Genomic DNA, 19,053 nt, shown 5'->3' with positions numbered 1-19,053 from the left:
AGGAAAAATCCCCTTCTTCCCTGCCCCCACTTTTTAACTTATATTTTGACTTATCGCTTAGAGTTGCTGTAAAACTTGCACAAGTCTTAACTTAATTAGCAAAATTTGGCAAAATACAGTCTTCTTTTGGCTAATTACAATCATTGCTATAATTAAAACTTGGTTTTGCATTGAAAGTGAGGGTGAATGACTCGCAGATGGACGCCTCAGCGATTTGTAGTAATGAGACGAATACGTATCTTTATATGCGTTTTAGCTCTTGTTATTTCTAGCGTTGGGATTTTTGCATTTTCTGCGCGCAAATCTGTAGCCCTAATTGTAAATGGTAAAACAAGAATTGTTACAACTTATGCATCTACCACTCAAAAACTTCTACAAGAGCAAAAAATACCAGTTAAAACTCACGACCAAGTAATTAGTACTTCTGGTGAAATTCTTGCAAATCACTCAACAATTACAGTTAGAAGCGCATATCAAACTTCTATTACAGTAGACGGTGTAACAATACCATTTTGGACTGTTGCAACAAGCGTTGACCAATTAATCGGATTCTTCCAAGCAAACGCGGATCACGCTGCAAAAATCACCGTTAATCTACAAAACATTTACAACAAGCTTACGGGTGGATTGTCTATAAATAAAAAAGGGCCAGTCACCGTTATTTGCGATAACAAATCTAGAGTAGTTCCAGACGGAACTCTGCCAGCAAGCTCTATTCTTGATTCTCTAGGAATAGTTTTAGGCAAAGAAGACAAGGTTACGGTTAGCGAAGAAGATGGAAAAACCTTGCTTCGCATTCTTAGAGTAACGCACGGAAAAGAATCTAGAAACGTTGTTATTCCATTTAGCACTAGAACCATAAACGACCCAAATCTTGCAGCGGGAGCAAGTGCCATTAGGCAAGAGGGCGTAAATGGCGAGCGCGTAGATTTATATAACGTAACTTATGTAGATGGCAAAGCTACAAGCGCAACTATAATAAAGCAGTCAATTGTTAAGCCGTCGATTGATAAAATCGTTGCAATTGGGGCAAAATCTGCACCTAAAACGCAAAATGCGCCTAAAGCAAACAAGAGCATAAAAAAGGCAGAAGAAAACAAAAAACCAAATAATCAAAATCAATCGCAGAAAAACAATCCTCAACAAAATGGCTCAAATCAGCCAAACCAGCAGCCAAACGCGCAAAATAAAAACACACAACAAGATAAAAACGCTAATCAGCAAAATTCTTCGAAAGATGCAAAACCTGCGCAAGGTGCAGATAAAGCACAAGCTCCAGCACCTGCTCCTGCTCCAGCCCCTCCAGCCCCAGCTCCAGCTCCAGCAGATAACGCAAACAGCATGGTTCACGCAACTCCAGAACAAGCAAAACTCTATGCTCAAGCAGCATGCGCTCAACTTAAATGGACAGGTGAAATGTGGGAAGATCTTGTTAAATTGTGGAACAGAGAATCAAATTGGCGTTGGAATGCGGAAAATAAAAGCTCTGGCGCATACGGAATACCACAATCACTTCCAGCAAATAAAATGGCAAGCGCAGGAGCAAATTGGCACGAAGACGCATCAATACAAATAACTTGGGGTCTTAGTTACATTAAAAGCAAATATGGCAACCCTAGCGAAGCTTGGAAGCATTCAGAAAAGTTTAGATGGTATTAAAGTTTGGATGGTATTAAATTGACTAAAGAAAATATTGCCAATCAAGAAGGATGCCTTCTTGGAGCGGCCGATATTCGCGCGATTGCAGCACAAGAGGGGATTAAGCCTACCAAAAAATTTGGTCAAAATTTTGTTATTGACCCAGGAACAGTTAAAAAAATCGTTGCTGCATCAAAGATTAATTCAGGCGATTTTGTTATGGAAGTAGGCCCTGGCCTTGGCTCGCTTACACTTGCGATTTTGCAAACTGGCGCAAATCTTACATCTGTAGAAATAGATCCTCCGCTTGCTAAGCGTTTACCAATTACCATTAAAGAATTTATGCCTAATGCCTTAGAGCGCTTTAATGTGATTCTTAAAGACGCACTAGAAGTAAACGCTCAAGACGTCCCAGATTTAGCAAAATCTCCACATTTTACTCTTGTTGCAAATCTTCCATACAATGTTGCAACTCCGATTATTCTTACTCTTTTAGAAAAATTCAGCAATCTTACAAGTTTTCTTGTAATGGTTCAAAAAGAGGTAGCCGATCGCCTATGCGCACAGCCTGGCAGTAAAACATACGGCACTCCAAGCGTAAAGTTGGCTTGGTACGGTACTGCTCAAAAAGCTGGATTGATTGGGCGTAATGTATTTTGGCCTGCTCCAAACGTTGATTCTGCACTCGTGTATTTTAAAAGAAACGATAATCCAAAAGGTAGTGAGCAAGAAAAAGAAAAAGTGTTTAAGATTATTGACGCAGCATTTCAGCAGCGAAGAAAAACTCTAAATGCAGCGCTAAAGGGCATTGTTCCTAAAGAAGCTTACGAACTTTCTAAGATTGATTCAACTAGGCGAGGCGAAACTCTAACATGCAACGAGTTTTTAGCTCTTTCTAAAGCTTTTGAAAATTAAAGCGCACTGCTGCAAACCGTCATGCATAGTAAGTAAAATGGCTAACACTTATGCATACGCATATATGCGCACAAGGCGCACAATACAAGCACACGGAACAGATCGGAAGTTAGCATGACGCAGTTTTACGACGAGCGACTAGCTCGAAGAGAGTTCATGTATCAAAGAAAACGATTTGTACTTTCGTCTGTTGCTATAGGCGTTGGAATCGCATTTGTTCTTGCTCTTATTGTGCAATGTCATCTTTTTGGTATTGCTGCACCAAAAACTCCAGAGGTAGATCCAAATTACGGCATACAAGCACCGTGCCCTGTAAAAAATAAAGATGAAAATAAGGCGCCATATATAGACAATCGCGCTGTTTCAATACGCGTTCTAAACGGAACAAAATTCCGTGGATTTGCGCGCGCTGTTGGAGAAGGCCTTAGAAATCGCGGTTTTAACTTAATCGAAGTTGGAAACAGCGAAACAAGCGTTAAAAGAACAACAATCTATTTTGGCAAAAAGTCAATTAATGAAGCCTATACGCTAGTAACCAATTTTAAAGACGCTATTTTGCGAATGGACGATCGTCAAGACAAGCTTATTGACGTTGTTTTAGGAGCCACATTTAGCAATCTTCGCCCTAAAACCGATGTTCCAGCCGCAGGCGCTGCAATTACGGAAATAAACGGCTGCCTAGCTAGTAAAGATATGAAAGATCTTCCAAAAGCTGCAAATCACAAGCCTATTAATTAAAATTTTAGCGTTTTAGCTTTTAACTAAGCTGATTAGCGTACCAGTTTTTAAGCTCTTCAACAGCAACACTGTGCTCTACAGGGCCATTATCCAGGCGGTATTCCAGCATATGCTTATACGCTTTACCAACAATAGGACCAGGCTCTAATCCAAGCAATTGCATTATTTCATTGCCATCCAAGTCTGGGCGAATTGCGTTAAAATCTTCCTGCTTTTTTAATTCGCGTACGCGATCTTCCATCTCGTCCATAGCATGCTCAAACATAAGCGACTTGCGTTTGTTTTGAGTAGTGGCATCTGCGCGAGTAAGGCGATTTAGCCGCTCGTATAAATGGCCAGAATCCTTAACGTATCTTCTAACTGCAGAATCCGTCCAAGGCTCGTCAACGTAACCGTGGAATCGCAAATGCAAATTCACAAGCTCGCTAACATCATCAATAATGTGATGATCAAAATGCAAAGCCTTCATGCGTTTGCGAGTCATCTTAGCTCCAACAACATCGTGATGGTGGAAGCTAACTTTTCCACCTTCTTCAAACTTTCTAGTACGCGGCTTGCCAATATCATGCAAAAGAGCTGCAAGTCGCAAAGTTAGATCAGGCCCAGGAACCGCTCCAAGCTCATCCGTCTCCAAGGCTATAGCTCGCTCAAGAACCATCATTGTATGTTCAAAAACGTCCTTATGCCTGTGATGCTCGTCAATCTCTAAGCGCAAAGCGGGGATTTCTGGCAAAACCCTATCCGCAATACCAGACTCAACCATAGCCTCAATTCCAGCACGCGGATTCGCCGAAAGAAGCATCTTTGTTATTTCGTCTCGAACGCGCTCCGCCGAAACAATATCTAGCCTAGAAACCATGTTCAAAATAGCCTCGGCCGTGTTTGCTTCAATGCTAAATCCAAGTTGAGCTACAAAGCGAACAGCACGCATCATTCTTAAAGGATCGTCGTCAAAAGATTGACGTGGATCTACTGGAGTTCGCAAAATACCTTTAGATAAGTCGCCTGCGCCGCCAAAAGGATCCACAAATTCTAGACTTGGCACGCGCAAAGCCATTGCATTTACGGTAAAATCGCGCCTAGATAAGTCACCTTCCAAAGTATCGCCATATTTTACTTCTGGCTTTCTAGAATCTGGATTGTAAGCATCGCACCTGTATGTTGTTATTTCAACTTTTACTTCGGTTCCGTCTTTTCTGCGCTTCAACGCGCCAAGAGTGCCAAATTTTCGGCCCATATCCCAAAATCCGTCATGACTCCAAGATCTAAGAATTGGCTCAAACTCTTCTGGCTTAGCAGATGTGCAAAAGTCAAGATCGTGCGAAACTCTATGCAAAAGCATGTCTCGCACAGGCCCGCCAACAAGAGCCAGCTCGTAATTGTGTTCAGCAAATAATTTACCCAGCTCTATGGCTTCTGGCCAAACTTCAAAATTCACAGACACGCTTAGAAACACCCTTTCAGCAAAAATCAAACTATATTCCAGCATACCGTTACCCCAATGCACAGCGGATTGAGTAAGGTGGAGTGTATGGTTACTCCAGAAGACTTAAGACGCATGCTCGCCAGAGCCTCGGATAGCCATACCCAAAACGCTCCAAGCATTCAAGTTACTCCACTTGATGTTGCTAGAATGAAAAGCAAAATACAGCCTCAACAAACTGAAGAAGACGAGTCTATTTTTGTTGATATTTCGGGGTTTTCTGGCGACTACACTGTTGAAAATATTCATGTTGACATAACTGAATCCAGGCAGCAAATATCTTCAATCGACACCCCATCTCCAGCCTTAATGCCTCAGCGAAGAGCTAACGATGGACCTAAAACTTTTGCTTCTTTAGACGCTCAGGATTTGCCTATTGTTCGAGAATATTCTGCTGGCGGATTAGTTTTTGACTCCCTTGGGCGTGTCGCGGTTATAGCTCGACATTCACGAAGTGGCCACATGGAATGGTGCTTGCCTAAAGGCCATATTGAAAAAGGCGAAACTCCGCAGCAAACAGCCGTTAGGGAAATTCACGAAGAAACGGGCATTCTTGGCGAAGTTGTTGACTCAATTGCAACCATCGACTACTGGTTTACTGGAACAAGCCAGCGAGTTCATAAACTTGTTCACCATTTTGCACTTAGATATGTTAGCGGCGAATTGTCTGTTCTTGGAGACCCAGACCACGAGGCAGAAGACGCAATTTGGGTTGATTTTAAAGAACTTAACGACATTTTGAGTTACCCAAACGAGCGAAAAATAGCATGGATGTATGCTAAAAAGGCGAATAGGCGGCAAAACCGTGAATAATGTGATTAATGTGATTGATTTTTCAAAAAACCAGTTGCGTAAGTCGCAAAAAAATGCTTGTTTTAGGCTCTGCGTAACAATCGTTTTAATGTCACTTTTACTTGCGACTTTTCCGTTTTTATTTGCCCCAAAAATGGCGGCCGCTAACCAAAGCGATTCAAATACGCTCAACAATCCTATTGAGGCTAAATATTCATTTAACACATACAATTCTTATAATTCAAAATCCAAAGGAATTTCGCTAAAAATCGTAAAGTCAACTTCGATTCTTACCGATAAAAGCGGATACCACATTAGTCTTCTGCTTAAAAACAGCGGTTCTAAAGATTTTCCCGAAGGCAAAATTCAGGTTACTTTTAACCCTTGGTACACCTTTATGTCTAGAACCGACCTGCAAAAATGGAGCCAAGCTGAATCTAGAATTCCAACCCCTCAACTAATCGGCGAAGTTAGCGTTCCAGCTCTTGCACGCGGCAAATCTTATAACGCACAAATCGATGTTGATGCCAATAATCCAAATCTTTCCAACATTCTTTATTGGGGCCCAAAGCCCGTTTCAATAACGTATTCTTCTTTAGATTTTAAACACTATTATTCTGTTAAATCGTTTGTAACTAGAGCCAATATTGGCGTTAAAAACGTTCAAACTCCGCCAATTAATGTGACTTTGCTAATGCCAATAATCGCTAAATCTTCCGATTGGCGTTACACAATTAACAAGCAGAATATTTCACCTTCTGTTAACGCCATTAATGCCCCTTTGGAAGATTTATACAATACTGCAACAAACGCTGCAAGCGGCACATCAAACTTAGCAAACAGCACATCAAATAAAAAAATTAGACTTAGCAAAGATAGCATAAAGCGCTTTAATGCTTTAACAAGTCTTGTTCAAAAACATCCAAGTTTGCAAACAATAGCAGACTCAAACACTCTTAAGTTTGCTAATCCAACTTTTGCACCTTCTGTTTTTATGCAGAATAATGGTTTTGATATAAGTCATTATGCAGAATCCAATAATCATGTTTACTACAAATTGGCTGGAATTGGCTTGGATTCTTGGAGTAAAAAATCGTCCATATTAGAAAATTCCACAACCAAACCGCTAAATCTAGATACCTATGCTCTACAAACGGGCGGAAAATGGACTCTACGCGCCCTAGAACAGGCTGCAACAAACGGATACAAAACAGTAGTGGCCACTAGCGGATTTGACGCTCTAGCCAACCGTTTTGCAATAAAAAACGGCGTTTACGAAGTTCAAACGTCTTTGGGAAGCGTAAAAGTTCTTTCTTGCCAAGAAATACTTAGCGATTTGGCAAATGGACGTTCTACAAGCAGTCAATCTGTTGCAGAGTACACAAGTGCAGGTCTTCTTAACAGACTTGCAGCTCAAAGCGCTTTCTATCAAATGGAGCAACCGTACACTCCAAGGCATTTGCTAATAATGTTTAACCAAGATTCTCCAATTTCATTAATTGAATCCGTTGTAAGCATGCTAGAAAAATCGCCTTGGATTTCTCTTTTAGACTTAAAGTCTTTAACGCAATCAAAGCCAATTTCTAAGGAATACCTTGGGTACAATCCTGTTCCTAAAGAAAGCGGAATCGAAGGAAAAGCCGCAATCGCCAGCAAAGAAAAGATTGGCAAACTTGTGGCCGATAGAATGCTTGTAAATCAATTTATAAATAGCATTCTTGATCAAAATGAACTTAATAACCATAAAACTAACGAATCAGACGCTCAATCTCTTGCTAAGCAAAATGCAAAATTAAAGATTAATCAAAATAGCAAAATTTGGAGCGAAAATCTTCTTAAACTCTTTGATGCTATGGCCCAAAGAGAGCTAAGCAATGCTACAAGCGCTGCAGGCACAACAAACACTACAAGCGCAACAAACACAAGCACTTTGCGCGAATCGAGCAGCGAAGTTAAAGATCAGTCGCAATATAAAGACGGCACTCACGTTTTGGCTAAAATGCTTATTTCTGGAATCCACATTATTCCTCCAAAAAACGTTACTCTTGTAAGCGAAACGGCAACCATGCCTATTACAATTAGCAACACTAACCCATACCCAGTGAGTGTATATTTAACCGCATATACCAACTCAATGGAAATAGTAGCTCGCAGAAAAACACCTGTTAAAATCGCAGCAAATAGCGAATCTCAGGTGATTTTACCGCTTAGATCTACAACATCTAGCAAAGTTAAAGCTACCTTTGCTTTAGAAGATAGAAACCGTAATGTTTTTGGCAGCACTAAAGAAACAACAATTACAAGCACACTGCAAATCAGCGATAAAAGCGGTACGATTATTATAATATTTGCTTTTGCACTTGGAGCCTTGGGGCTTTTTAGGCAGTTTAATCGTAAAAAGGATCCAGACGAATGAATTCAGTAGGCCGCAACTCAATCATAATGGCAAGCGGCACGGCTGCTTCTAGAATAACTGGCCAAATTAGAACCATTCTGCTAGCCGCAGCCCTTGGTACAACTGGTCTGGCAGCAAATGCCTACCAGGCTGGATCCATGATTCCACAGCTTATTTACACTCTTGTTTCTGGCGGCATTTTTAACGCTGTTCTGGTTCCACAAATTGTTAAAACATTAGAAAAACAAGATGCAAAAAATAGACTAAATAAGCTAATAACATTTGCCATTATTCTGCTTTTAGGCGTAACTGTTTTAATGGCAATTGCCACACCTGTTTTAACATGGCTCTATGTTGGAACAAATCCAGCCATGATTGCCCTTACAAACGCTTTTACGCTGTGGTGTATGCCTCAAATATTCTTCTATGGACTTTATACAGTACTTGGGCAGGTTCTAGCCGCTAAAGGCAAATTTGCAATGTATGCTTGGAGTTCGGTTGCTGCAAACATTGTTAGCTGCACTGGATTTGGTGTTTTTATTGCGATTTTTGGAAGAGCAAGCAGGCAGCCAGCACATTTTTGGAACAACACTACAATGCTTTTAACTGCGGGCTTTTGGACTTTAGGCGTTGCAGCTCAAGCGCTTGTTTTGTTTATTCCTCTTAAAAAAATCGGATTAAAATACAGGCCAAGCTTTGGCATTAGCGGTATTGGCCTGCGCTCAATGGGCCCTGTTGCGGGCTGGAGTTTTGCAATAGTGGCTGTTAGCCAGCTTTCTACAATGGCAACCACTCACATAACTACAAGCGCACCTTCTATAGCCGAAGAAACGTTGGGATTGAGTCAGTTTGACGTTGCTGGAAACGCCACTTTTCAAAACGCGTACACAATGTTTATTCTTCCCTACTCACTTATAGCTGTATCAGTTGCAACCGCCGTTTTCCCTAAGATTTCTAGAGCCATAACAAATCACGATTTAGCAACAGTGCGTGCCGACCTAAGCTCTTGTCTTAGAAGCGTTAGCATTTTAATGTGCTTTTTTAGCGTTGCTTTTATTGTTATTCCAATGCCTATCTCTTTGGCTCTGCTGCCTTCAATCAGCATAAAAGAGGCATATCTTATGGCAGATCCACTTATGATGCTTTCGCTTGGACTGCCATTATCTAGCGCATACTTGATTATTCAACGCACTTTCTACGCTTTTGAAGACGGAAAGCATCCGTTTATGTTTTGTGCAGCGCAACTACTTGTGGAACTTTTTATTGTATTCTCTTGCATACAGTTCCTCCCTGCAAATTATTGGGTTGGCGCTCTTGCTGCAGCTGCGTCGGTTAGCTATATTCTTACCTTCCCTGCACTTGTTAAAATGATTCGATCTCGATTTAACAACAATTTAGACGATAAGCAACTTGTTGTTACACACTTAAAAGTGCTTGTAGCTTCCGTTGTTTCGATTGTTGTTGGAATTTTGGCTAGAGAATTTATTTACAAATGGATTTCTTTAGATTCACCAAGCCTTCGTGGTGTTAACAGATGGCTGCTTGCGATTTTTGTCTGCGCAGTTATAACCATTGTTTTGGCGGTTGTTTACATATCTACTTTGTTGCTTTTAAAAACAGGCGAATTGGCAAGCATTATTAATCCAGTTCTTAAAAAAATCGGTATAAAATGGCCATTTTTGCTAAATATTGAACGCGCGAATAGTGCCAACAACAGCAGCAATATCGGCAGCAACAATAGCAGCAGCAAAACTGCCAACAAAAACAAATCATCTCGAATTGTTCGCTCAAAATAATTTTAAAACGATTTTAAATAAGCAAAATACGCATCAAAATTAAATCAAAATAAATCAATACAGTGAGTGATAATTAAATCGAAATAACTAAACAACAATAAATGCAAAATGCAGAGCGTTTACTAAATTCTGCGATTACAATAATTGGTGGAATTTATTATTTACGCATATTCATTGCTCATTAGGAAGATGGGGAGTAGATGAAACCTCAGTTGGGAGACATTATACTTGATCGCTACGCTCTAGTATCGCCTTTACGAGAAGAAGCGGGAATTCAAGCTTGGAAAGCTAGCGACCGCATACTTGCTAGAGATTGTCAGCTTTTTATTGTGCGCGATCGCAGATTCCTTCCCGAAGTAAACACTATATCTTCCACTCTTGCACTATCTAGAATCCGCAAATTTACGCCAGTTTTAAAGATTCACAATGTAGACGACATTGCAGTTATTATAACCGAATTGGATTCTGGAGTAACGCTAAACGACTACATAAAATCACATAGCTCTACATTGAGTTACGAAGCTATACGCTCTATTGTTGCCGAATCCGCAAATGCGCTTAACAAGCTGCTTTCTTCTGGCGTAACACATTACGCTATTTCCACCAACACGGTAAGAATCGCCAAAAATGGCGTAGAACTAGCTTGCGCACCAATAAGTCCTCTGCTAAAAGACGTTACAGCTAAAAACACTTCGCAAAATCAAGCTAAAGAACAAGCTCAAAATTTGCCTAAAAGCATAGAAAATATTGCAACTCATCAGCTTTCTGCACTTCTATATGCTCTTCTTACACGCACCAGCTACACGCAAAATAATGCCGTTTTTAACATTTCAAGACTTACAGATGGCGTTCCTAGTGAATTCGTTATGATTTGCAAAAGAGGGCTTTCTTGCGCAAACAATTCAGATAATTCAGATATTATTCCAATGGCATCTATTGGAGAACTTTTAGCGCTTTTAGGAACATATACTCCTGTTAAAAATCTTGGCGAAAAAGATATTATTTTCGATGCAAAATCAAGCGAAGCTTCTATTCAAAAAGCATTACTTTTACCTTGCAAAGACGAGGATCTTGTTGATTTTCCAGAAGGATTATCTAAAAACGAAGATTTGCTTGAGAATCAATTATCTAGTCAAGAAGTTAGTGGAGTTTTAGATTCGATTGACTTAACTGCTAAAGATGAAGAAGTAAACTCCAAAAAGTCAGGTAAAAACGGTAAAAATACTGGACTTAAAAATGCCAGTAAAACCATTGGTGCTTTAAGTGCTTTACTAAAAAGAAATGGCAATAATTCTGCAAAAAATCTTGATTCCACGCCAGAATCTGACTCAACTGGAACAGACTACGACTTCCACGATATTGCGGCAGCAGAAATGGCAAATATCTTAGCTCCAACCGAGTTAGACGCCGATGATTCTATTTTCCACAATTTGTCTTCAACGTATACAAGTTTCCCTAGCTACACAACTGGTAAATCTTCTGGTGGGGAAGCTTACCAAACCAAGGAATCAGACAAGTCTGATGAGTCTAAAAAATCAGGCAAATCGAGTGAGGCGGATGAATCTAGTAAGAATGGTGAGTCTAAAGAGGCTGGCGAATCTTCTGCTAACACTCACACAAACGAAAACAGTAGCAAAAATGCTCTAAATTCGTTAGATTCATTAAAGTCAAGCGACGATTATTCACAAAAAAACGACTTATCTTCTCCATTAATGCCTAGAAGATTTGACTTTGAAGACCTTCTAAGCGACAACACAAAGCATACCGAACTGCTTTCTAGACCACAAAACTTTCCGTTGGAAGCAGAGTCAACAGGAAGAGTTCCAGTTGTAGACAGCAATGGGCGTTTTGTTGCTCCTGGCGAAGAATCCGCTAGAGCGTTGCGCCAAGAAGAGCTTGAAAATGAGGCATATGGCGAATATGGCAGCGAAACTTCTGTATTATCGTCTTATTCATCCATGCCTCCTAGCTTCCAACCGCATGAGCATAAAGAAGAATTGAAAGCAAATAAGGGTTCTGGGCAAAACGTTACAGACATTGCAGACGCTAAGATTTTTGGCGGAATTTCAACAAAAGTTCTGGCAATCGGCGTTGTTGCAATATTGATGATTGTTGTTTTTGCTATATCTTTGCACAGTCTTTTTAACTCTCACGAAGCACCATCTAACTTTGCAAAATCTAATACTTGGGATTCGCAAAGCGTTGAAAACGTACCATTTGGAAGTCAAGGTGTTCTTCCAGAAGATAAAAGCGATTCTGCTAAAAAGAAGCAGTCCGCCAAAACGGATGCAAATAAAACAGGCGAAAACAACAAAAACAATAAAAGTAACAAAAACCTTAAAAACAAGCATCAAAAGCTTAATAAACACAAAAAGGTAAAGCAGGTTCCAAAGCCTAAAATGCCTACTAACAACACGCCTTACCCTATAGATATTCAGCAATTCTTGGAAAATACAGGCAATCAGCGCGGGTACGGTTACTACATGCACTTAACACAACCGCAAGAAGTGTACCGATTTGTTGTTTCAATTCGATCTTCGGGCGGCCATGGATATGTGATTGCAAACTCCAAGAATGACCCAAGCGCTGGAGATAAGGTTGCGGACTTTACTTTTGATGCAAGCGGCGTAACTGACGTAAAGTTTAAGAAGCCTATAACCGCACAAGATTTTATCTTGTGGGTGCCAGAAGGGTCTATACCTCAAAACGGGCTATACATAAACTATGTTAAAATTTATTAACTTTTATTGAGATTATTGAAATTACTAGGAATATTTATTAAAGATATTAGGATTATTAGGAATATTTTATGGAAGCAATGCAAAAGAACGTAATTATTATTGGTTCGGGACCTGCTGGATATACTTCTGCTTTATATTTGGCACGAGCAGGCTATAATCCTCTGGTTATTGCTGGCGCCTTAACTCCAGGCGGCCAACTTATGAACACTACAGAAGTGGAAAATTATCCAGGATTTGTGGACGGCATTTTAGGCCCAGACTTAATGGAAGCAATGCAAAAGCAAGCTGAAAAATTTGGCGCTCAAATTTTGCTTAACGATGTTGTTTCCGTAGACTTTAATGGCGATTTAAAAGCGGTTACAACAGACGACGGCGTAACTTACACATCTAAAGCTGTAATCGTTTCTACGGGCTCACAAGTGCGTAAATTGGGTGTTCCAGGTGAGCAGGAGTACTCGGGCCGTGGAGTTTCTTATTGTGCAACTTGCGATGGATTCTTCTTTAGAGAAAAACCTATTGTTGTTGTAGGTGGAGGAGATTCTGCTTTCGAAGAGGCACTTTTCTTAACACGTTTTGGTTCTTCTGTAACACTTATTCATAGGCGTGATTCATTCCGCGCATCCAAAATTATGGTTGACCGTGCGCGCGAAAACAGCAAAATCAATTTTGTTTTAGATTCTGTTGTGTGCTCTGTAAACGGATCAGAAGAAGATGCGCAATCCGTAACTGTTAAAAATGTTAAAACGGGCGAAGTTAAAACTATTGACGCATCGGGCATTTTTGTTGCAATTGGCCACTCCCCATCTACTGGCTTCTTAAATGGCGCTTTAAAGCTTAACGAAGATGGCACTATTGCTGTTCAAGGTGCGTCTACCAAAACGTCGGTTCCTGGAGTGTTTGCAGCTGGAGACGTTGTAGATAGCGTGTATCGCCAGGCAATATCTGCCGCTGGAATGGGCTGCCGAGCCGCTCTTGATGCACAGGCATATCTAAATGATTTGAACGAATAATAGTTTTGTTCCACGTGAAACAAACCCCAATGGTTGATTTAACAACTCATTGGGGTTTTATTTTAGATATATTTCCGTATCAGATGTATCAGATGTATCAGCTGTTTTTATTTACTAAAATGCCGATTATTCTCTGCATTTCTTCTGGCGACGAAAACACAATCTCAATTCTTCCGTGATTTTCCGTACCCTTAATGGCAACTTTTGTGGCAAATCGCTCTTCTAGCTGCTTTCTAACAAGAGAAGATGCCCACTTGTTGTTTCTTTTAACCCTATTTCTCTTAGAAGAATTATCGCCATTATCTACTTTAATAGAAACAATCTCTTCCGTGCTGCGAACCGATAATCCTTCTGCAATAATACGCTTTGCAAGAGCTTCCATTTCTTCTGGGGAAGCTAATGCAAGAAGAGCGCGAGCATGACCTGCAGAAAGAACTCCAGAAGCAATATGCTTTTGAACGCTGGCTGGCAAGTTCAAAAGTCGCAAGGTGTTTGCGATTTGAGGGCGAGACTTAGAAACAGATTTAGAAAGCTGGATTTGCGTTAGTCCAAAATCATCAATCATTTGGGCATATGCTGCAGCTTCTTCAAGCGGATTTAATGCAACTCTGTGCAAATTCTCCAAAAGCGCATCTCGAAGCATATTTTCGTCGGAAGTGGTTCTAACAATCGCTGGAATCTTCTTAAGACCCGCTAGCTGAGTTGCTCTCCACCTTCGCTCACCCATTATTAATTCATAATGAGCCTTTTGTAGATCACCTTGACTGGCATCCTTGATTTTTCGCACAACAATAGGCTGCAAAACGCCAACTTCCTTGATTGAAGCAGACAATTCTTGAAGCTCTTCTTCATCAAAAATGGTACGTGGCTGATGAGCATTTGGAACAATATCACTTGGATCCAAGTATTCTAAATAACCGCCTTCAATAGGCTTAAGCTCTTGCGTTTGACCTGATTTTTTATCTTTTACATCATTTTCTACAGCGCTGTTTTTGCTGTTCTCTTCGTCTATTTGCTTTGAAGAGACAAATGACTTAGATGCAGAATCACCAAAGAAAAAGTCAATTGGCCTTGTAACGTCATCAATTGATGGCATAGAAGTTCGCTTTGATGAATGCTTGTTTTTGCTTGCGATTGATGGCACTGTTTCACGTGAAACACCAGCATTTTTGCCCTGTTTTTGGCTTAAATGCGGGGAAATTGCATTATCTATGCTAGGCACTTTAGCTGGTGATTTAGTTTCACGTGGAACACTTTCTTTGATATCTTTCTTTACATTTTCACCATTAGTTTCACGTGAAACAGCGTTTAAAGGTTCATTTTTCTTTTCATTTGTTTCATGTGAAACACTTTCAATCTTTTTTGTTGCCGAACCATTAAAATCATCTTCCCCAGGAAGAGTAGGGAATAAAGCTCCTAATCCTTTTCCCAAACGAGATTTACTTGCGCTCATTATGCGTTACCCTCTCTTTTTGAATCAATAACAGACAAAATTGCATCAGACCTATTAGCTATTTCAAGCGCAGCTTCTCTATAAGATACCGCACCAGTTCCATGAGGATCATATGTTATAACACTTTGATTAAAGCTTGGCGCTTCAGGAATCTTAACAGTTCGCGGAATAGTGGTATTAAGAACAATATTTGGATAATGTTTTTTAACTTCTTGAAAAACTTCTCTTCCCAAAAGAGTTCGCTTATCAAACATTGTTACAAGCATTGTAGAAACAAAAAGCGAAGGATTATAGTGTTTTTGAACTAAGCCAATAGTTCTAATTAGCTGACCTAATCCTTCTAGCGCATAGTATTCTGCTTGAATTGGTATAAGCATTTCGTGCACTGCACACATTGCATTAATTACTAAAAGACCAAGCGAAGGTGGGCAGTCAATAAACACATAATCGTAATGTTCTTCGCTAGAACGCAAGAAATCATCAATAGCATTTTTAAGAAGATTATTTCTGTCGTCCATTTGAGCAACTTCAAGTTCTGCGCCGCTTAACTCAATTGAGGCAGGAACAACATCTAATCCTGCAATATCTGGACAGCTTTGTTTAACTTCTGCAATAGTTTTTCTTCCTTCTATAACATCATAAATAGAAAGATCTGCAGAAGAATGGGGAATATTCATTGCTGTAGAAGCATTGCCTTGCGGATCCATATCAATAAGTAAAACTTTCGATCCGCCAACAGCCATTGCAGCTGATAAATTTACGGCAGAACTTGTTTTTCCAACTCCACCTTTTTGATTTGCAACCGCAATAAAACGCGTTTCTTTTGGCTTAGGGAAAATCACGCCATCAATGGCATGAAAGCGACTGGTTATATTTGCCAACTCGCTTCCTAACGAAGATCCAGAGTCACCAAAAATACGCCTAATCGTATCTTCTGCTGATTCCACCATTACATACCACCCCTGCCCACCTATGGGAAATTACCATAACTTTAACCAATTTAACCGTAGTATTTTCAAGTTTCCTTTCTTCTATGGACATAAAACACCATAATAAGGCCCGCAAAAACACTACAAAAACAACTCGCCATTTCACGTGAAACACTATATTTTACGACGTTTATGACGCTTTTTACTGCATATTTTATGACACTTTTTATAACGTTTTACGATGTTTCACATGAAACACTTTTCAAGATTCACGACCAATAATAAATAATTGATTTTAAAAAAGACATAGTCAAGTAGTCAAATAGTCAAAATCAACCTTTATCAACTATAACAACGCTTGTTGATTGAAGTCCTTTTGCAACAGGAGCATCAACAACTCGGGGATTTAATCCTTTTACTTTTTTAATCATCTTTGCGGCTTTATCAATCTCCGCTTGTGCAGACTTTCCCTTTAAAGCAATTAACTTGCCATTCTTGTTTAGTAGTGGAATAGTCCATCCAGCTAATTTTGTCATAGGGGCAACAGCTCTACAAGTAACTACATCAAAAGCTGGAATTTCGTGAGACTTAACTTTAGCAATAACTTCGTCTGATCTTCCGTGAAAAACTGTAACATTTTTTAAGCCCATAAGCTCTACACATTCGTTTAACCAAAGAACTCGTCTTTCCATTGGCTCAATTAATGTTACTTTACAATCTGGCAAACAAGCAGCCACAACAATACCAGGGAAGCCACCGCCGCTTCCAACATCTGCAATCGACTTTTTATTTGACTTTTCAACGGCTTCTTTAACAAATGGAACAACAGCAGCAGAATTTAGAATATGTCTTTCCCAAAGAATACTCATATCTCTAGGGCCAACAAGACCTCGAATAAGCCCTTCTTGCTCAAGTTTCACGTGAAACATCTTGCATTTATCAAGAGCTTCGCCCAAAACTTCACCAAGCAAAGGGGATTCATCTAATTCATCCACTATATTTTGTGAATTATCAGCCTGTTCCATACCTAAAATCTCTTCCATACAACTAAGATCATCAAATAAAAAGTAACACAACAAAACATTTTTGTTCCGTTGTGTTACTTTTGTTCAAGCTAATTACTATTCAGCGTATTCTTCGTCTACGTCTACGTCAACGTCATCATCAAGATCTTCATCTTCTACAGCGCTTGCTGGCATATAAACGCTAACATAGCGATGTGGTTCTTCTCCGTGAGATCTAGACCTTAAGCCTTCTTCTCTAACAGTATCGTGAACAACCTTGCGCTCAAACGAATTCATTGGCTTCAAATCAACAGGATCGCCAGTTTCACGAACCTCATCAACCGCGTCCAACGCAAGATCACGCAAATATTGGCGCTTACGCTTAAGGAATCCATCAACATCTACAATTAAGTGAGATCTTTCGCCAGTTTTTTGCTGAACCGCAAGACGGCTCAACTGTTGCAAAGCATCAACAACCTCTCCATCTCGGCCAATCAAATGCTTAATATCGGAATCATCATCCGCAACAATCTGAATCATTGGCCTATTGTTGCGAACACCCATCTCAATATCACCTTCGTAATCGGCAATATCTAGAAGTCCTTCTAAATAGTCGGCAGCTATATCAGCTTCCTCATTGAGCTGGTCAATGCTTCTGGTCTCGTCTTGTGCCATTTACATACTCCTTAATTTCAATAAATGTCAAGAATCACAATCTGTGTACAGTTTAACTGAAGATAAATCCAAATTTATAAATTATTTTAATAAATCTAATAAATAAATTCATATTTACTTCGTATTAACGTTATTTACTTGTTTTTCGCTTACGATTAGGCTGCTTACGCTGGAATCCTTCGGATTCTCTACGCTTAGCAACTTCTCGAGCCTGCTGAAGCTTTTCTTCTTCAATAGAAGGCAAACCTTCACGCTGGCGACGCTCAGATTCTTTCTTATAATCTCGCTTTTCTTTTTCTTCCGCAGCTGGAGAACCAGGAGTTGGGAAGGCATAAACCTGCCAAATAGAGCGAAGCATATTAATAATGTTGTTTACAAGCCAGTAAACAAGCATTGCAAATGGAAGAGCAAATGCAGAGAAAACGTAAATAAGCGGGAACCCCCACATCATAAGCTTCTGCATAGTGTACTGGCTGCCTTGCTTAGATTCTGGTGGAAGATTCTTACGAATATTGTTAAATTGCATGTACCACATTGCAGCACACATCAAAATAACAAAGATTACAATAACAACTTTTCCGCCTGCTTGAACCGTCATAAATGTGTCGGAAACACCAACGCCAAATACGTGCGTTTTAACGAATTGCTGCGCTGTAGCAATATCAAAAGCACCCAAAGAAGCATGCTTTCCTCTAGCAATAAATGGAATAACGGAAAGCGTATACCAAATACTCATAAATGCTGGGCCTTGAATCATCATTGGCAAGCAGCTTCCAGCAGGATTTGCGTTATTCTCCTGATACAGCTTCATCATTTCTCGCTGCATGGCTTCTTTGCTAGCAGAATCGTTTTTGCCCTTGTACTTTTGCTGAATTTTCTTCATTTTAGGAGCGATTGCTTGCATATTGCGCATGCCCTTAATGCTTTTAAGGAAGGCAGGGAATATGCACGCGTGCACAACAAGCACAAGAAAGACAATTGAAAGAACCCAGGAGAACCCAATTTCATTCATTCCAATAAGAACAAATAGCTTGTGGAAAAACGCCATTACTTGAGTCATAAGCCACTCAACTGGCGTGAGGATCTTATAGAACCATCCCCAGAATCCGCTATCAAGTAAGAAATGATCTTGATTAAACATTAGTTTTCCTTGTCTTGTTCAGCCAAGGGAGTTAACCGAGGCTCTTCATGCGCTTTAGACCAAGCGCAACGATAAAAAATTGAATATTTGCGTGGTACATCGTCAATACTGCAGCTAGTCCATGGTCTACAGCGCAACAGCCGTAAAACGGCCAGAATACCACCTTTAAACGCCCCATAGCGGCTAACGGCTTCTATAGCGTATCTTGAGCACGTTGGATAGTATCTGCAGCAGGCTGGTCTATTGGCAGAAATTGCGCGCTGATACCAACGAATGGATTTTATAATCCAATTCGCTACAACACTTTTTCTACCACTCATAGCCGTATCACTATTCCTTAAAT

General features: G+C 40.1%; 15 protein-coding genes. 8 read left to right on the top strand and 7 right to left on the bottom strand.

Annotated features, from left to right (window positions below):
- The first annotated feature begins 186 nt into the window (after positions 1–186).
- The 3 genes from ACZ0NX_RS04820 to ACZ0NX_RS04810 all read left to right on the top strand — a co-directional run bounded on the left by ACZ0NX_RS04820 (position 187) and on the right by ACZ0NX_RS04810 (position 3,291).
- Complete coding sequence (locus tag ACZ0NX_RS04820) at positions 187–1,659, top strand: aggregation-promoting factor C-terminal-like domain-containing protein (protein WP_464405853.1); 1,473 nt, start codon at positions 187–189, stop codon at positions 1,657–1,659.
- A 3-nt stretch (positions 1,660–1,662) separates the two neighbouring features.
- Positions 1,663–2,553, top strand: coding sequence for a 16S rRNA (adenine(1518)-N(6)/adenine(1519)-N(6))-dimethyltransferase RsmA (gene rsmA, locus ACZ0NX_RS04815; protein ID WP_464405851.1), 891 nt, complete (start codon positions 1,663–1,665; stop codon positions 2,551–2,553).
- Between the two features lie 114 nt (positions 2,554–2,667).
- Entirely contained in the window at positions 2,668–3,291 is a 624-nt protein-coding gene (locus ACZ0NX_RS04810) for a LytR C-terminal domain-containing protein (RefSeq protein WP_464405849.1), read from the top strand.
- A gap of 19 nt (positions 3,292–3,310) precedes the next feature.
- Here ACZ0NX_RS04810 and ACZ0NX_RS04805 read toward each other — a convergent pair whose 3' ends face one another.
- The gene (locus tag ACZ0NX_RS04805) at positions 3,311–4,780 is read right to left on the bottom strand and encodes a CCA tRNA nucleotidyltransferase (RefSeq protein ID WP_464405847.1); all 1,470 of its coding nucleotides are present in this window, start codon (positions 4,778–4,780) and stop codon (positions 3,311–3,313) included.
- 42 nt (positions 4,781–4,822) lie between these two features.
- Here ACZ0NX_RS04805 and ACZ0NX_RS04800 point away from each other — a divergent pair, with 42 nt between their 5' ends.
- The 5 genes from ACZ0NX_RS04800 (at position 4,823) to trxB (ending at position 13,508) form a co-directional block, all read left to right on the top strand.
- A complete protein-coding gene (locus ACZ0NX_RS04800) occupies positions 4,823–5,587 on the top strand; it encodes an NUDIX hydrolase (protein WP_060787016.1) in 765 nt (254 codons plus the stop codon).
- A 1-nt stretch (position 5,588) separates the two neighbouring features.
- On the top strand, positions 5,589–7,982 hold the full coding sequence (locus ACZ0NX_RS04795) for a DUF6049 family protein (RefSeq protein WP_464405979.1): 2,394 nt from the start codon (positions 5,589–5,591) through the stop codon (positions 7,980–7,982).
- Positions 7,979–9,757 (top strand): murein biosynthesis integral membrane protein MurJ, encoded by a 1,779-nt coding sequence (murJ, locus tag ACZ0NX_RS04790; protein ID WP_464405845.1) that lies wholly within the window; start codon positions 7,979–7,981, stop codon positions 9,755–9,757. The genes ACZ0NX_RS04795 and murJ overlap by 4 nt, the downstream gene beginning before the upstream one ends.
- Positions 9,758–9,957: 200 nt before the next feature.
- On the top strand, positions 9,958–12,498 hold the full coding sequence (locus ACZ0NX_RS04785; protein ID WP_464405844.1) for a protein kinase family protein: 2,541 nt from the start codon (positions 9,958–9,960) through the stop codon (positions 12,496–12,498).
- Between the two features lie 68 nt (positions 12,499–12,566).
- On the top strand, positions 12,567–13,508 hold the full coding sequence (gene trxB / locus ACZ0NX_RS04780; RefSeq protein ID WP_060787012.1) for a thioredoxin-disulfide reductase: 942 nt from the start codon (positions 12,567–12,569) through the stop codon (positions 13,506–13,508).
- A gap of 97 nt (positions 13,509–13,605) precedes the next feature.
- Here trxB and ACZ0NX_RS04775 read toward each other — a convergent pair whose 3' ends face one another.
- The 6 genes from ACZ0NX_RS04775 to yidD form a co-directional block, all read right to left on the bottom strand.
- The gene (locus tag ACZ0NX_RS04775) at positions 13,606–14,961 is read right to left on the bottom strand and encodes a ParB/RepB/Spo0J family partition protein (protein WP_464405840.1); all 1,356 of its coding nucleotides are present in this window, start codon (positions 14,959–14,961) and stop codon (positions 13,606–13,608) included.
- Positions 14,961–15,911 (bottom strand): ParA family protein, encoded by a 951-nt coding sequence (locus ACZ0NX_RS04770; RefSeq protein ID WP_415688804.1) that lies wholly within the window; start codon positions 15,909–15,911, stop codon positions 14,961–14,963. Before ACZ0NX_RS04770 ends, ACZ0NX_RS04775 begins: the two co-directional genes overlap by 1 nt.
- 311 nt (positions 15,912–16,222) lie before the next feature.
- Positions 16,223–16,933, bottom strand: coding sequence for a 16S rRNA (guanine(527)-N(7))-methyltransferase RsmG (rsmG, locus tag ACZ0NX_RS04765; protein WP_464405839.1), 711 nt, complete (start codon positions 16,931–16,933; stop codon positions 16,223–16,225).
- A 78-nt stretch (positions 16,934–17,011) separates the two neighbouring features.
- Complete coding sequence (locus ACZ0NX_RS04760) at positions 17,012–17,569, bottom strand: Jag family protein (RefSeq protein WP_464405837.1); 558 nt, start codon at positions 17,567–17,569, stop codon at positions 17,012–17,014.
- A 130-nt stretch (positions 17,570–17,699) separates the two neighbouring features.
- Entirely contained in the window at positions 17,700–18,710 is a 1,011-nt protein-coding gene (yidC, locus tag ACZ0NX_RS04755; protein WP_060787008.1) for a membrane protein insertase YidC, read from the bottom strand.
- Entirely contained in the window at positions 18,710–19,030 is a 321-nt protein-coding gene (yidD, locus tag ACZ0NX_RS04750; protein ID WP_081090953.1) for a membrane protein insertion efficiency factor YidD, read from the bottom strand. Before yidD ends, yidC begins: the two co-directional genes overlap by 1 nt.
- Between the last annotated feature and the right edge of the window lie 23 nt (positions 19,031–19,053).

The organism is Gardnerella rara, from assembly GCF_055452355.1.
Note: the sequence above shows the minus strand (reverse complement) of the source record. Positions and strands in the feature narration are given on the sequence as shown.